At 73.9% G+C, this 15,466-nt stretch carries 11 protein-coding genes; 4 read left to right on the forward strand and 7 right to left on the reverse strand.

Translation table 11 applies throughout. The features are described from left to right. Nucleotide 1: 1 nt before the first annotated feature. Both KSK32_RS30030 and KSK32_RS30035 read left to right on the forward strand, forming a co-directional pair. Nucleotides 2-376, forward strand: a complete 375-nt coding sequence (locus KSK32_RS30030) for a hypothetical protein (protein ID WP_254187251.1) — start codon at nt 2-4, stop codon at nt 374-376. Further along, a complete protein-coding gene (locus KSK32_RS30035) occupies nt 369-1,064 on the forward strand; it encodes a LysE family translocator (RefSeq protein WP_216934864.1) in 696 nt (231 codons plus the stop codon). Before KSK32_RS30030 ends, KSK32_RS30035 begins: the two co-directional genes overlap by 8 nt. 49 nt (nt 1,065-1,113) lie before the next feature. Here KSK32_RS30035 and KSK32_RS30040 read toward each other — a convergent pair whose 3' ends face one another. Genes KSK32_RS30040 through KSK32_RS30050 form a run of 3 tightly spaced genes read right to left on the reverse strand, consistent with a single transcriptional unit; the run spans nt 1,114 to nt 6,162 of the window. Beyond that, nucleotides 1,114-2,637, reverse strand: a complete 1,524-nt coding sequence (locus KSK32_RS30040; RefSeq protein ID WP_216934866.1) for a class I SAM-dependent methyltransferase — start codon at nt 2,635-2,637, stop codon at nt 1,114-1,116. 34 nt (nt 2,638-2,671) lie between these two features. After that, entirely contained in the window at nt 2,672-4,444 is a 1,773-nt protein-coding gene (locus KSK32_RS30045; RefSeq protein ID WP_216934868.1) for an ABC transporter ATP-binding protein, read from the reverse strand. After that, entirely contained in the window at nt 4,441-6,162 is a 1,722-nt protein-coding gene (locus KSK32_RS30050; RefSeq protein WP_216934869.1) for an ABC transporter ATP-binding protein, read from the reverse strand. The genes KSK32_RS30045 and KSK32_RS30050 overlap by 4 nt, the downstream gene beginning before the upstream one ends. A 170-nt stretch (nt 6,163-6,332) precedes the next feature. Here KSK32_RS30050 and KSK32_RS30055 point away from each other — a divergent pair, with 170 nt between their 5' ends. Then, a complete protein-coding gene (locus KSK32_RS30055) occupies nt 6,333-8,312 on the forward strand; it encodes an acyl-CoA dehydrogenase (protein ID WP_216934871.1) in 1,980 nt (659 codons plus the stop codon). 83 nt (nt 8,313-8,395) lie between these two features. Here the strand turns inward: KSK32_RS30055 and KSK32_RS30060 are convergent, their stop codons facing one another. Next, nucleotides 8,396-9,088, reverse strand: a complete 693-nt coding sequence (locus KSK32_RS30060) for an alpha/beta fold hydrolase (RefSeq protein WP_289256426.1) — start codon at nt 9,086-9,088, stop codon at nt 8,396-8,398. A gap of 246 nt (nt 9,089-9,334) precedes the next feature. On the opposite strand from KSK32_RS30060, the gene KSK32_RS33685 reads away from it, so the two are divergent. Further along, on the forward strand, nt 9,335-9,538 hold the full coding sequence (locus KSK32_RS33685; RefSeq protein WP_254187252.1) for a hypothetical protein: 204 nt from the start codon (nt 9,335-9,337) through the stop codon (nt 9,536-9,538). A 34-nt stretch (nt 9,539-9,572) separates the two neighbouring features. On the opposite strand, the gene KSK32_RS30070 is transcribed toward KSK32_RS33685, so the two are convergent. The 3 genes from KSK32_RS30070 to KSK32_RS30080 all read right to left on the reverse strand — a co-directional run bounded on the left by KSK32_RS30070 (nt 9,573) and on the right by KSK32_RS30080 (nt 15,355). Beyond that, nucleotides 9,573-11,606, reverse strand: coding sequence for a hypothetical protein (locus tag KSK32_RS30070; RefSeq protein ID WP_216934874.1), 2,034 nt, complete (start codon nt 11,604-11,606; stop codon nt 9,573-9,575). A 116-nt stretch (nt 11,607-11,722) separates the two neighbouring features. Then, on the reverse strand, nt 11,723-13,618 hold the full coding sequence (locus tag KSK32_RS30075; RefSeq protein WP_216934876.1) for an ABC transporter ATP-binding protein: 1,896 nt from the start codon (nt 13,616-13,618) through the stop codon (nt 11,723-11,725). A gap of 39 nt (nt 13,619-13,657) precedes the next feature. Further along, nucleotides 13,658-15,355 carry a bifunctional 3-(3-hydroxy-phenyl)propionate/3-hydroxycinnamic acid hydroxylase gene (locus KSK32_RS30080; RefSeq protein ID WP_254187253.1) on the reverse strand — a complete coding sequence of 566 codons (1,698 nt, stop codon included), beginning with the start codon at nt 15,353-15,355 and terminating at the stop codon, nt 13,658-13,660. Between the last annotated feature and the right edge of the window lie 111 nt (nt 15,356-15,466).

Here is a 15,466-nt window from a genome sequence, read left to right on the forward strand (position 1 = left end):
GATGACGTCATTCGACTACGACGACCGGATCTTCGTCTCCGTCGACCACGCCGGTGACGCCGACCCGCTGCGGGGGCACTACCACCAGCGCGGCGACCTGGTCTGGGCGGAGATCTCCGGCGGCCCGGTACGGCACGGCCGGCTCGCCGGGACCTGCGACGCGCAGGGCGTGGTGCGTTTCGCGTACCTGGAGGTGCTCACCGACGGCAGGATCGTGGTCGGCGAGTGCGAGTCCCGGCCCGAGCGGCTGCCGGACGGCCGGATCCGGCTGCGCGAGCAGTGGCGCCGGCACGGGCCGCGCCGCGACAGCGGCGTCTCCGTCATCGAGGAGGCCGCACCGGTCCGCGCCGAGGCGAGGGAGGAGCAGCGTGTCTGACATCCAGATCGTCAGCTTCGTCGCCGCCAGCCTGCTCATCATCATCGTGCCGGGCGTCGACTTCGCCCTGGTCACCCGGCAGACCGTGCGGTACGGGCGGCGGGCCGGATTCGTCGTGCTGGCCGGGCTGTTCGCCGCCGCGCTGGTGCACGCGTCGCTCGCCACCGCCGGCCTGTCCGCGCTGCTGGTCTCCTCACCGGCGCTCTACACGGTGCTGCGCGTCGCCGGTGCGCTGTACCTGCTCTACCTGGGCGGCACCATCCTCTGGGCCACCCGGCCCCGCCGGGCCGCCCCGGTGGCGCAGCCGGTCCCGGTCGGCGCGGGTGGGGCCGGTGCCGGCACAGACGCCGCCGCGCCGGTCCGGGACATCCCGGCCGCCGACGAGCCGCACGTGGCCCGGCGCTCGTTCGTCATGGGCGTCACCAGCCAGCTGCTGAACGTCAAGGTGGTCGTCTTCTACGTCTCGTTCGTGCCGCAGTTCGTCAAGCCCGGCGACGGCGCGGCGGCCCGCACGGCGGTGCTGGCCGCCACGTTCATCGGCCTCGCCGTGCTCTGGTGGGCCTGCTACATCCTGCTCATCGACCGGTTGCAGCCCTGGCTGACCCGGCCGTCGGTGCTGCTGGTGATCGAACGGCTGACCGGGCTGATCCTGGTCGTCCTGGCGGTGCGGATCGCGCTGAGTCACTGAGCCACCGCGCCGCACCGGGGTGCCCGCCGTGACGGCGGGCACCCCGGTGTCACGCGTTGCGCGGGCGGTGGGCGACGGTGAGGACGTGGGTGGTCGGCCAGTCCAGCGGCCGGCCGTCCGGGTCGGTGAGGGACGCGACGGGAGCGATCCGGTTGTCGATCACCCAGTCGTTGCGGACCGGCGACGAGGCGGGGCCGATCTCGAAGCCCGCCTCGGTGAGCAGTCCGGTCCAGTCGGCGAAGCTCAGGCCGCAGAACTGCTCCTTCGTCTCCGACAGCCAGTTGTCCGTGTAGTCCTTGCGGGTCAGGTAGTCCATCGCCGCGCCCAGGGAGAGGCGCACCGCGCCGTCGGCGAGCGGCTCGTAGTCGAAGCCGAACGCGAAGTCCACGGCGAACTGGTCGAGGCGCGCCCGCGTCGACAGCCCCGAGACGTACCGCTTGACCTCGGCCGAGGTCAGGTCGGCGAGATCCCGGCGCGGCGCGGCGGGGTTGGCGCCGTCGTCGCCGGTCAGCCGCAGGATCACCGGCCGGTCCGGATCGTCCGGCCCGCACACGTCGCTGTTGATCCAGACACCGCCGGGCACCGTGTGGTCGTGGATGCGGCGGGCGAACTGGAGCAACGACTCCCGCTGCCGCCCGTACGACCAGATCTCGTGGGTCAGCGCGAAGGTGAGCGTGGTGTCCACCGACCGGTCCTTGAACACCGCGCCACCGAGGACGTTTCGGTGGAAGAAGTACACGTTGGCGTTGCGGAACACGCCCTGCGCCTTCTTGTGCAGGCACTCCTGGTAGAGGTGACGGGCCACCTCCACGCCGATCAGGTCGCTCTCCCGCAGCGCGGCCTCCCGGTCGGCCAGCTCCAGGACCGCGCCCGCGCCGCAGCCGATGTCCACGATGCGCCCGGGCTGCACGTACCGGCGCACCGAGTCCCACTTGCGGTGCGCGGCCGAGGCGAACGCCTCCACGTACGTCCGGTAGTCGCGGGTGACGGTGAGCCCGCCCTCGTCGCCGACGAGCGGGTCGTTCACCACCGACCGGATCGCCTCGACCAGGCGGTAGCGCTCGAACACGTCGATCGTCGCCGGGTGGGTGAGCGTCCGCCAGGTCTCGTCGCCGGCGGCCAGGCGCAGCAGCACGTCCCACGGCCGTTCCGGCGTCTCGCGCAGGTCCGGGTCGGCCTCGACCTGCGCGATCACGAAGCCGAGCCGCTCGTACCGCTTCGCGACCTCCGGCGTGGAGCAGGCCACCACGGTGTCGGCGGGCGTGAGTTCGAGCCCGGTGGCCACCGCGATGCTCTTGAGCGTGACCTCCGCGAACGCGTCGGTGTACGCGGTGTCGAAGATCGGCACGGCCAGCGAGCGCAGCCCGGTCAGCACGCTGAACCGCTCGATGGCGGCCTCCCGCCTGTGGTACGCGACGGGGTTGCGCCTGGTGTTCTCGTGGTTGGCCGACGTCACCGCCCAGATGACAGTGGCCTCGTCGCCGGCGAGCCGGCTCAGGTAGTCGGCCTGGAACCGGGTCAGCAGGTGGTGCCGCCCCGGGAACAGCACGAAGCGGGTCGGCAGGTCGGTCATGGTCACCTCGCCTGGGCGGTGGAGCGGTCGGTGATCATACCGGGACGCGCCAGGAGCGCCAGAGACGGCCGTACCGGCCGTCGGAGGCGAGCAGTTCCTCGTGCGTGCCCTGCTCCACGATCCGGCCGTGTTCGAGCACGACGATCCGGTCCGCGCTCACCGCCTGGCTGAGCCGGTGCGCCACGATCAGCGTGGTCCGCCCCCGCGTGGCCGCGAGGGCCGCCCGGTCCAGGTCGCGGGCTCCGGCGCTGCCCGCCTCGGCGGTCGCCTCGTCCAGCACGGCGACGGCCGGCGCGGTGAGCACCAGCCGGGCCAGCGCGACCTGCTGGGCCTGCGCGGCGGTGAGCCGATGGCCGCCCTCGCCCACCGGCGTCGCCAGCCCGTCCGGCAGGGCGCGCAGCCAGCCGGTGGCGCCGACCCGCTCCAGCGCGTCGATCAGCTCGGCGTCGGTCGCGTCCGGGTCGGCCAGGCGCAGGTCCTCGGCGAGCGGCCCGGCGAAGACGTGCACCTCCTGGCTGACCAGTGCCACGTCGTGCCGGGAGGTGGCCTCGCCCGTTTCGGCGAGCGGCACGCCGTCGAGGCGTACCGACCCGTCGGTGGGCACGATGATCCCGGCGGCGATGCCGGCGAGCGTGCTCTTGCCGGCGCCGCTGGCACCGACGAGCGCGACCCGCTCCCCCGCCGCCAGGCGCAGCTCGACGTCGGCGAGCACCAGCGGCCCGTCGTCGTAGTGGTGCCGGCGCACCGTGACGTCCAGCGCTGCCGGGCCGCGCGGGCCGGCGGGCGGGCCGGACGGCGCGGTGTCGGGCAGGTTCGCCACGCCGACCAGCCGGGCGAGGCTCGCGCCGGCCTGAAGCACCGAGTCGGACTCCAGCAGCAGCAGGCCGATCGGGTTGAACAGGCGGTGGAAGTAGAGCGCGGCGGTGGTCGCCGCACCGACCGTGACCAGGTCGTCGCGGACCAGGAAGAACCCGGCCACGAGCACCGCGGCCAGACCCAGGAACTCCGACCTGTTGATCCGCAGGCCGAAGCGGGTGTGCAGGTTGAAGATCTCCAGCGACAGGTCGCGGGCCAGGCCGGAGCGCTCGGCGATGGCTGCGACGTGCGCGTCCTCGGTCCGGTACGCGCGCACCGTCGCCGCGCCGCGCAGCGCGCCGGCCATCGCCTGCGTACGCTCGCCGGTGGCGACCCGCTCGCGTGCGTAGTACGGCGCCGAGCGGCGCAGGTACCAGCGAAGCGCCAGCGCGTACGCGGGCGCCGCGACCAGCCCGGCGAGGCCGAGCCGCCAGTCCAGCGCGACCAGCCCGAACACGGTGAGCACGACGGACAGCAGCGCGCCGACGAAGGCCGGGCCGCTCACCGCGATCACGTTCGTCACCACCGCCACGTCGTCGCCGACACGGGCCAGCAGGTCCCCGGTGCCGGCCCGCTCCAGCGTCGCGGACGGCAGGTGCAGCGCCCGGTCGAGGACGCGTTCGCGCAGCCGGGCCAGCACCGTCTCGCCGAGCCGGGAGGCGAGCGCGGCACCGAGCGCCGTGAGCAGCCCGGTGAGCACGGCGGCGGCGGCGATCACCGCCACCCGCCCGGCGATCCGGGAGACCGGGGCGTCGGCGATGACGTCGTCGACCAGACGGCCGAGCACCCAGGGCGCGACCAGGCCACCCGTGGCGGCGGCGACCAGCACCGTCGCGGCGGCGGCGCTGAGGCCGGGCCGGTCGCGGAACCGGGCGCCGAGCGTGGCCCAGGTCTGCCGGGCGGACGCGACCGGCAGCAACGTCCGGCCGGGGGTACGCGGTTCGGCGGTCACCGCAGCGTCTCCTCGCGGTAGCGGGCGTCGGAGGCCAGCAGGTGCTCGTGCGGTCCCTCGGCGGCCACCCGGCCGTCGGCGATCACCACCACCCGGTCGGCGATCCGCAGCAGGGCCGGGCTGCTGGTGATCAGCAGCGTGCCCCGGGGCACCACCCGGCGCGCCTGCGCCAGTCCGTCGGCGAGCTGCGCCTCGGTGGCCGCGTCGACGGCGGTGGTGGGATCGTGCAGCACCAGCACGGGCGGGTCGGCGTGCAGCGCCCGGGCCAGCCCGAGCCGCTGGCGCTGTCCACCGGAGAGGTTCGCGCCCCGCTCGACGAGCCGGTGGTCGAGGCCGCCGGGGTGCGCGTCCACCACGTCCTGGGCGGCGGCCGCGCGGACGGCGGCGAGCAGCCGCGCCCGGTCGGCCGGGGCGCCGGCGGCGAGGTTGGCCGCCACGGTGCCCTCGAACAGCGTCACGTCGTGCGGCTCGACGAGCACGGTGCCACGCAGCGCGTCGACGTGCAGGTCGTCGGCGGTTTCGCCGTCGACGCGCACGGCGCCCCGGCGCGCGTCCGGCGGCACCCGCCCGGACAGCAGCGCCACCAGCGCGTCGGCGTCGGCCGGGTCGTACGCGAGCACACCGACCACCTCACCGGGGCCGACGCGCAGGTTCACCCCGGCCAGTCCGGCGTACCCGACGTCGTCGAGAGCCAGCCGCGGCCCGTCCGGGTGGGCCGGCGCCGACATGTCGCCGGGCCGGGTCAGCGGCTCGGCGCCGAGCACGCGCGCCACCCGGGCGGCGGAGGCGCGGGCCATCGCGAACAGTTGCACGCACCAGCCCATGGTCTGCACCGGCTCGGCGACGAACTGCGCGAGTCCGACCACTGTCACCAGCTCGCCGATGGTGAGCCGGCCGCGCAGGGCGAGCCAGCCGGCCACCCCGGCGACCGCCGCGAGGAACAGTCCGTTGGCGGCGGTGGTGAGCCCGAGGTGCAGGCCCTTGGTGTTGGCGGCGCGCAGCGTGACCGCGAGCGCGTTGCGGCTGGCGGCGGCGTACCGGCCGGCGGCGTGGTGCTGGGCGCCGATGCCGCGCAGCACGCGCAGGCCGGAGACCAGGTCCACGGCGAGCGCTGTGGTCTCCGCGAGGGCCTCCTGCTGGGAGGTGCTGCGCCGGGACAGCAGCGGCGCCATCCGCTGCAGCACGAGCACCAGCACCGGTACGCCGACGAGCACGCCGAGCCCGAGGGGGACGTCGATGACCAGCAGCGCGGTCGCCGCGACGGTCAGCGCGGTCACCGCGGCGACGCCGAACCCGGCGACCCGCACGACGAGCGCGGAGAGTTCGGCGTCGGAGGCGGCGACCGAGAGCAGTTCGCCGTCGCGCAGGCCGGAGCGGTGCCCGCGAGGGTCGAGCGCGCGCTCGGCGATCTCGACCCGCAGCAGGTGCGCCTCCCGCTCCACCGCCGCGAACGCCTGGCGGGCGCCGTTGCGGTAGGCGAACGCGAGCACGGCGAACAGGGCCGCGAGGCCGGCGACCGAGTACGCCAGCGCCCACGGGTCGCCGGTGATCACGGCGCGGTCGATGATGACGCCGATCGCCACCGGCACGAGCGCCTCGGCGACCTGGTGCAGGCCGAGCAGCGTCACGCCGATCAGCACCGGCCGCCGCTGGCGGCGCAACGCCTGACGCAGCACGTACCGGGCCGTGACGGCGCCACCGGCGGGGTGCGGGGACACGAGGGGATGCCTCCAGTGCTCGAAGTGAGGACAGCCTAACCTCAGCCTCCGGGGTGGCCGAGTGGGGTGGCACGGCTCACCACGGCCTCCGCCAGCGGGGCCCGGTGACCGCCGGTAATGTTGATCAGGCCGAGAGTGCACCCATATGTCCGCTGCCCCGAGGAGCGACCATGCTCGATCACGCGTCCGGCCGCATCGACATCGCCCGCCTTCAGGAGACGCTCGACGGGCCGTGGGCCGAGGTCCGCCAGGCTCACCGCAAACACCTCGACGAACGGTTCCTCCCGGTCTACGGCGAGACCGGCGACCAGGCGCGCGAGCGGATCACCCGGCTGCTCGGCGAACTGCCGGTCGAGCTGGGCATCGCCGCGGGCTTCCCCGCCGAGTACGGGGGCCGGTCGGACGTGGGCGCCTCGATCGTCGCCACCGAGATGCTGGCGCAGGTCGACCTGTCACTCATGGTGAAGGCCGGCGTGCAGTGGGGCCTGTTCGGCGGCGCGGTCGCGGCGCTCGGCACGAAGCGGCACCACGACGCCTACCTGCGGGACATCGTCGAGGGGCGGATCTTCGGCTGCTTCGCGATGACCGAGACCGGCCACGGCTCGGACGTGCAGCAGCTGCGCACCACCTGCGAGTACGACCCGCAGACGCAGACCTTCGACCTGCACACGCCGCACGAGGCGGCGCGCAAGGACTACATCGGCAACGCGGCCCGGGACGGGCGGATGGCTGTGGTCTTCGCTCAGCTGATCAGCGGTGGTCGCCGCCACGGGGTGCACGCGTGGCTGGTGCCGATCCGCGACGAGCACGGCAACCCGATGCCCGGCGTGACCATCGGCGACGCCGGGTCCAAGGCCGGCCTGCTCGGCGTGGACAACGGGCGCCTCACCTTCGACCACGTACGCGTGCCGCGGGACATGCTGCTGGACCGGTACGCGCAGGTGGCCGAGGACGGGACGTACTCCAGCCCGATCGAGGACGACTCCCGCCGCTTCTTCACCATGCTCGGCACACTGGTGCGGGGCCGGGTCAGCGTGGGCGGCGCCGCGTCGGCGGCCACCAGGGCGGCGCTGGCCATCGCGGTGCGCTACGGCGACATCCGCCGCCAGTTCAGTGACGCCGAGGGCGACCGCGAGGTGCTGCTCAACGACTACCTGGCCCACCAGCGCAAGCTGCTGCCCGCACTGGCCACCACGTACGCGCTGCACTTCGCCCAGAACGAGCTGGTCGCCGCGCTCGACGAGATCCAGGGCGGCGAGGGGCCGGTCGACGAGCACCGGCAGCGGGAGCTGGAGTCCCGGGCCGCCGGACTCAAGGCGGCGCAGACCTGGCACGCGACCCGCACCATCCAGATGTGCCGGGAGGCGTGCGGCGGCGCCGGCTACCTGTCGGAGAACCGCCTGCCCAGCCTCAAGGCCGACACCGACGTGTTCACCACCTTCGAGGGCGACAACACGGTCCTGCTCCAGCTTGTCGCCAAGGGGCTGCTGACCGGCTACCGGGACGAGTTCGGCTCGCTGGACGGCTGGGGGCGAGCCTCGTTCGTCGCCGAGCAGGTACGGGAGATGGTGCTGGAGCGCACCGCCGCGCGGGCGCTCATCGCGCGGCTGGTCGGCGCCGTGCCCGGCCGCGACGACGAGGTCGCCGTCACCGACCGGGGCTGGCACCTCAAGGTCTTCGAGGACCGGGAGGAGCACCTGCTCGACAGCGCGGTCCGCCGCCTGCGCGGTGGCGCCTCCAGCAAGAAGGACCGTCCGTTCGACATCTTCAACGACGTGCAGGACCACGTCCTCGCCGTCGCCGCCGCGCACGTCGACCGGGTGACCCTGGAGGCGTTCGTCGCAGGTATCGACGCCACCGCCGACCCGGCGGTCAAGGAACTGCTGTCCCGGGTCTGCGACCTGTACGCGCTGAGCGTCATCGAGTCGAACAAGGGCTGGCTCCTGGAGCACGGCCGGCTCACCCCGGCCCGCTCGAAGACGATCACCACCGTGGTGAACGGGCTGCTCAAGGAGCTGCGGCCGTACATGCGCACGCTCGTGGACGGTTTCGCCATCCCGGACGCGTGGCTGCACGCCGCGATCCTGCGTGAGGAGCCGGGGCGGCAGGAGGAGATGGCCGCCCACGACGCATCGACCGCCGCCGACTGACACGTCTCGTTACGGCGGTGACGCGGTGGCGGCCGCACACCCTCTAGAACGTCCTAGGACATTGGTGCGCCGGTCGATGGCGGCTACTGCGCGGTGGCGCGCGCCGCGCGGTCGATGAGGTCCGCGACGGCGCCCGGCTGCGACACCGTCACCGCGTGCGACGCGTCGACCTCGACCGTCGTCGACCCGGCGCGCTGCGCCATGAAGCGCTGGAGATCCGGCGGGATCGCCAGATCCTGGGTGGTCACGAGCGTCCAGGACGGGATGCTCTTCCAGGCGGCCCGCGTCACGCTGTCGGTCAGCGTGTTCGCCGCGGCCGGCCGCTGCGTGGCCGCCATCACCACGGCGGCCTCCCGCGGGACGTCGGGAGCGAAGAAGTCCGGAAAGGTCTCCTGCTTGACGTACTGGTCCATGTCCGCGCTGCCGTCCCGGGCGGGGATCGGCACCGCCTGGATGTTGTCGGCGAGCTGGCTGCCGGGGAACTTCGCGTTCACGTCGGCCACCGATTCGCCGACTTCGGGGCTGAAGCTGGCGACGTACACCAGGGCCCGGACGTTGGCGGCGCCGTCCGCGGCCTCGGTGATGACCGCTCCGCCGTACGAGTGGGCGGCGAGCACGACCGGTCCGGACAGGCTGTCCACGAGGGCGCGCAGGTAGGCGGCGTCACCCGGCACGCTGCGCAGCGGGTTCGCGACGGCGACGGCCGGGTAGCCCCGGCGTTGGAGGTCCGCGATCACCCCGTTCCAGCTCGACCCGTCCACGAATGCCCCGTGCACGAGCAAAACTGTCGGCATTCCGGTCTCCGGCATGGATGCGGCATTCATCTGACGTTCCTTCCGACAGGCACGGTGGAGTCTCCAATATCGGGCACGCCCGGAATCGCTGTCAGCGGAACGGGAAACGTCGGCGAACGGACACACCGGCCCTTTCGCCGTCATCCGAGCAGCCTGAATCCCGCTGGTACCGCCCAGACGGCACAGGTCCACGAGGCGACGGCGGACGCCGCCGCCCGCCACTTCGTCATGCTCCGCGACGGCGCCATGGCGGCCGGCTGCCTCTTCGACCCCGCGCTGGTGTCGGAGACGTTCCTGCGCGGGGTCGCGGGGCTTCTGCGCGTCAACAGCGAGCGCGGCCCGGCCGGGCCCCGTGCTCAGGCCGCGTCGGGCGACACGCCCGACCGCCGCGTGCTCGGTCACCTCAGCGCCGGCACTCCCCCGCGGGACTGACCGGACGTGCCGCTCGGCACGCCCGGCCGGCGGGTCACGGACAGGGACCGCCCGCGCAGACGTCGATCACCTTGCCGGTGAGCAGGAACACCGCCTTCTGCCGCTGAGCGCCGGGCTGGGCACGGGGGAACTCGTGCGAGTCCTCGCCGTACTCCGGTCCGGCGGGCGCCAGGTTCGTCGGCGGCGGCGCGTACGCGGCCCCGCTGTTCCAGACCACCATCGCCGAGCCGGCGTACGGGTACCTGCGGATCGGCGCGATGCCCCAGAACGGCCGCACGTCCGGCGACCAGCCGGCGGCGAGCGCCGGGGTGTGCAGGCGGGCGCCGACGGTGCGCGCCTGGACCTCCGCCGTGACCGTCGAGACCTGCTGGTCGGCGAACGCCACGTGCATCAGCACCCGGTGCGCCGGGGTACGCGGCAGCGGCCGGTCGGTCATGTGCCGGGCGTACCCGTTGGCCTCGGACCGGTCCCACAGCATCTGGAGCAGCGCGAAGATGAGCTGCTGGTCGACCCGGTCCGGGTAGTGGCCGTCCAGGACGGTCTGGAACGGGGCGAAGTCGACGCTGCGTTGCAGCAGCGTGGAGTAGTTCATCCCCGGCACGCCGAGCACCGAGCGGGTCCAGTCCTGGGCCACGGCGGTGAGCGCGCCGCCGTTGATGCCGCCCTGGCTGTTGCCGTCGTAGTGCAGCCCGCCGGCCACGTCGATCAGCGGTCGCCCGGCGGCGTCGCGGAACGCCGGGTGGGCGGCGAACCCGCCGCGGTGAATCATCGTCCGGCCCAGGAAGAGGAAGTTCAGGAAGCTCTGCTGGAGCCGGTCGGCCACCGCGGGGAAGGCGCTGAGGTCGGTGAAGGCGCCCGCCACGTACGGGACGTCGGCCGCTGCCATGCCGATCCAGCTCGTCGCGCAGAAGGTGAAGTCGTACGTCTGCGACATGGTCTTGACGTTGCCCGCGTTGATCTCGGTCGGCCGCCCGAGCAGGCCGTGGCCGTACAGCGAGAGGTGCGCCGGTCTCGCGGCGGACGCGCTGCGCGGGATGTTGCAGACGAAGTCGGCCGAAAGGGTCGCGCCGGACGGCGTCGGCAGGGCGTCCGGCGTCGGCGGGGTGCCGTCGCCGCCGGGCGGCCCGTAGTGCAGCCGGGAGCCCGGCCCGCCGTCACCGGTCAGGTAGGACGGTACGGCGACGGCGCCGGTCACCTGCCGGGCGATCAGCGGATCCTGCTCCGGCGTGTAGTCGGTGACCTGGGTGACTGTGAACGAGGGCGCGCGGCGGCCGAGCCCGGCGAACGCGCCGTCGCGGACCGCCAGCATCCGCCCGGTCAGGCCCTGCCGGCTGGCCACTGTGAAGTCCCAGGCCAGGTAGAGGCTGTGCCGCTTGACGCCGGCCCGGCTCAGGTCGGCGAGGATCCGCTTCATCTGCGGCGCGCGCGGATCCCGCCGGTTGAGGCCGGTACCGGTCACGTACCTGCGGAACGTCTCCGGCGCCGGGATGAGCGCGCCGACGCCGTCGCGCATGCCGCGCAGGCCGACGACGTACCGGGCGCCCTCGGTCAGCGCGACCGCCGGCCGGATGATCAGCGCCTGCCGGTCCGGGTTGCCGGCGGCGTGCGCGTCCAGTTCCGCCCAGTACGGCGTACGCCTGCCGGTGCGGGCGTCGAGCAGCACGATCGGCGCGTCCGGCGCCAGTGAGCGGCCGACGTCGGTGACCGGCGCGATCCGGGTCCGGGTGGCGTCGAGGCCGGGTACGCGCGCCAGGATCGGCGAGCCGGGGCTGAACCCGTCCTGCCGGTTCCACTCGGCCGGGTCGATCGGCACGCCGAGCACGTTGGCGGGCATCGCGGCGGCCGCGAACCGGACCCGTTTGCCGGTCGGGGTGCTGCGGTCCGGCACGGTGAAGTAGTCGTTGGGGAACGGCAGCAGGCAGGCCGCCGGGTCGATCGGGTCGCAGGACCGCTGCCCGGCCGGTGCCGGAGGCGTGGACGGCGCCGCGGCGGCGCCGGGGCCGAGCAGCACGGCCGACGCGGTCACCAGCGCGGACACGGCGAGACGGAGCCGTCTGGGGGTGGGCACGCGTGTCTCCTTCGACAGCGGACGGTGGTGTTCTTCCTACGCCCGTGACCGGATCCCGGCAAGGGCCCGGCGGCGCAGTGAGCTGACCGGGGTGTCCGGCGTGAGGGTACGGGCGCTCAGCCGGTGGCGGCGCGTTCCCTCGGGACCTCCGGCTTCTCCTGGCCGAACTGGGTGCGGTACAGCTCCTGGTACCGTCCGCCGGTGGCGAGCAGGTCACCGTGCCGGCCGCGTTCGACGACGCGCCCGCCCTCGACCACGAGGATCTCGTCGGCCGCGCGGACGGTGGACAGCCGGTGCGCGATGACGACGCTCGTCCGGCCGGTCAGGGCCTCGGCGAGGGCGTCCTGCACCGCGGCCTCCGAGGTGGAGTCCAGGTGCGCCGTCGCCTCGTCGAGGATGACCACCCGGGGGCGGGCCAGCAGGAGCCGCGCGATGGTGAGCCGTTGACGTTCCCCGCCGGACAACCGGTATCCCCGCTCACCCACGACGGTGTCGAGTCCGTCCGGAAGGGACCGGATCAGGGCCTCGAGGCGGGTCCGCCGCAGGACGTCCCACATCTCGTCCTCGTGCGCGTCCGGCCGGGCGAACGCGAGGTTGGCCCGGATGCTCTCGTGGAACAGGTGCCCGTCCTGCGTGACCACGCCGAGTGCCGCCCGGACCGACTCGGTCGACAGGTCGCGGACGTCGACACCGGCGAGCTTCACGGCGCCGTGCTCGACGTCGTACAGGCGCGGGACGAGCTGGGCGATCGTCGACTTGCCCGCCCCGGAGGAGCCGACCAGGGCGACCATCCGCCCCGCCTCCACGCGGAACGACACCTCGTGCAGCACCTCCTCGCCGCCGCGCGTGTCGAGCTTCGCGACGTCCTCCAGCGACGCGAGCGACACCTTGTCGGCCGAGGGGTAGCCGAACCGGACGCTGTCGAACTCGACGGCCACCGGCCCGTCGGGAAGCGGACGCGCGCCGGGCCGGTCGAGGATCAGCGGCTTGAGATCCAGGACCTCGAACACCCGCTCGAAGCTGACCAGCGCGCTCATCACCTCGACCCGGGCGCTCGCGAGCGACGTCAGCGGCGCGTAGAGGCGCGACAGGAGCAGCGCGAGCGCGACCACGGCGCCGGCGTCGAGGTCGCCCCGCAGGGCGTAGACGCCGCCGAGCCCGTACACCAGGGCCAGGGCCAGCGAACCGACGACGGTGAGCGCGGTGATGAAGACCCACTGGAGCATGGCTGCGCGGATGCCGATGTCGCGGACCCGCCGCGCCCGGGCCGCGAACTCCGCCGACTCCTCGGCCGGACGCCCGTACAGCTTGACGAGCGTCGCGCCGGGCGCCGAGAAGCGTTCGGTCATCCGGTTGCTCATGGCCGCGTTGTGCTCCGCCGCCTCACGCTGCAGGCGGGCGAGCCGGGAACCCATCCGGCGTGCGGGAAGGACGAAGACCGGCAGCAGGACCAGCGCCAGCACCGTGATCCGCCACGAGAAGGTCAGCATGACCGCCAGGGTCAGGAGCAGCGTGACGGCGTTGCCGACCACAGTCGACAAGGTGTCGCTGAACGCCCGCTGCGCGCCGATCACGTCGTTGTTCAGGCGGCTGACCAGCGCGCCCGTACGGGTCCGGGTGAAGAAGGCGACAGGCATGCGCTGGACGTGGTCGAAGACCGCCGTCCGCAGCTGGACGATGAGTTCCTCCCCGATGGTGGCGGACAGGTACCGGGTCAGCAGCCCCAGGCCGGCCTCGGCCAGCGCGATCACGGCGATCAGCACCGCCAGCCGCACCACGACGCCGCTGCCGGCACCGCTGACGATCGCGTCGACCACCCGTCCGGCCAGGATCGGCGCCGCCACGGTGAGGACCGCCGTCACCACGCTCAACAGCAGGAACGCGGCGATCAGGGTACGGTGCGGCCGGGCGAACCCGGCGACGCGCCGTAACGTCGCCCGGGACAGCGGTCGCTCGTCCTGCGCGTTCAGGGCGTGGTGCAGGGACGTCCACGCTGTCACTTCCATGCTCATGCCGTACCTCCACGGGGAGGCTAGAACCTCGCGTCCGCTTCAGGTCAAGCCGCCGCGCGGCCACCCGCTCCGCCGCCCGCCGCCTCGGAGAAGGAGGGCGGCGGGCGGTACACCGAGGGCGGCCGACAGGTCCCGTGCGGCCTGCTCGATCCCACCGGCCGTCGCCAGAGCGAACACGAACCGGTCCGGCCGCAGCACCACCAGGTCGGCGTCGTGCCGCCGCAGCCACCCGCCGAGCACCCCGTCGGCGTCGACGACGTCGATCCGGTCGTATCCGCCGTCGCCGGACCTGTCCGGCAGTCCGGCGAGCGGCGTACCGGCCGGGTGGACCGCGACGAACCGCACCGGCGGTCCCTGCCACCGCGCGCCGGGCGGCCCGTCCACGCCGGCGGCGCCGAGCACCACGAAGCCGTCGCCGAGCGCCTCGTCGAGCAGGCGCCCGCCGGGCACACCCGGGATGAGGACCCGCGGCTGGGGGAACATCGTCCCGACCACGCCGTCGCGCCGGCCGCCGGCCATCAGGCCCCGCCGGTACGCCGGCACCGGCTTGAACTCGAAGCGCTCCACGAACCGCCGTACCCGGGGAACCGTCTGGACCGCCCGCAGCGCGGTGTCTCGCATCCACGCGGTGATCCGGTTGCGGGCGAGGAAGACATGTCCCAGCCGGACGCTCGTCTGTGCCATCTCCACCGTGTGCGGGCGCCGCTCGGTCTCGTACGTGTCGAGCACGGCCGGGCCGGCGGCGCCGGACAGCACCAGCGACAGCTTCCACGACAGGTTCGCCGCGTCGCGCAGGCCGCTGCACAGGCCCTGGCCCATGAACGGGGGCATCTGGTGGGCCGCGTCGCCGAGCAGGAACACCCGTCCCTCCCGCCACCGCTGCGCGACGAGGTGGTGGAAGGTGTAGACCACCGCCCGGGTGACGGCGAACCGGTCCGGGTCGACGTACGGCGAGACGAGCGCGGCGACGGTCTCCGGACGCTGCACCTCGTCCTCGGTCTCGCCCGGGCGCAGCATGAACTCCATCCGGTAGCTGCCGGCCGCGCCGGGAGAGACGAACGCCGGGCGCCGCCAGTCGCAGACGAACGTGGTGTCCGGCACCCGCACGGCGTCGGGCGGCACGTCGCCGGAGACCGCCAGCCACGGCTCGGCGTAGCTCGCCCCGGACAGCGGAATCCGGACGGCGGCGCGGGTGGCGCTGCGGGCGCCGTCGCAGCCGAGCACGTACCGGGCACGGACCGCCCGCCGCTGCCCGGTGGCCACGTCGGACAGCAGCACCGTCACGCCGTCCTCGTCCTGGGCCAGGCCGACCAGTTCGGTGCCGAGCGCGAGCCGGACGTGCGGGAAGCGGCCCAGCCCGGCGCGCAGCGTGTGTTCCAGTCGCGGCTGGTCGAAGAAGCGCAGCGGCGCGTGCCCGTACCCGAAGTCCGTCTCGGACAGCTTCATCCGGGCGAACACCCGGCCCGCGCGGTTGACGTACCGGACCAGCGGCGGGGCGATCATCTCGTCGCGTACCTCGTCGAGCAGGCCGGCCTGCTGGTAGATGCGCAGCGCCTCGTCGTCGCAGGAGAAGGCCCGAGGCTGGCCGTGCGGGGCCGCGCTGCGCTCCACGACGAGCGCGGTGACGCCGCGGACGCCGAGCAGGTTGGCGGTGAGCGCGCCCACCGGCCCGCAGCCGATGACGGCGACCTCGACCTCCTGGACCTCCTGGTGAGCCGGCGGCTGAACTGATCCCATGGTGGTGCCCCTTCGAAAACGTGGTCCCGGACGGCTCCGGCCGTCCCGCACCGACCAGGGCACCAGCCGGGCGTGGAAAAGGTGTGGAGACGGCGTGGAGGCGGGCCTGCA

It is taken from the genome of Micromonospora sp. WMMB482 (assembly GCF_019038635.1).
Taxonomy (GTDB): domain Bacteria; phylum Actinomycetota; class Actinomycetes; order Mycobacteriales; family Micromonosporaceae; genus Micromonospora; species Micromonospora marina.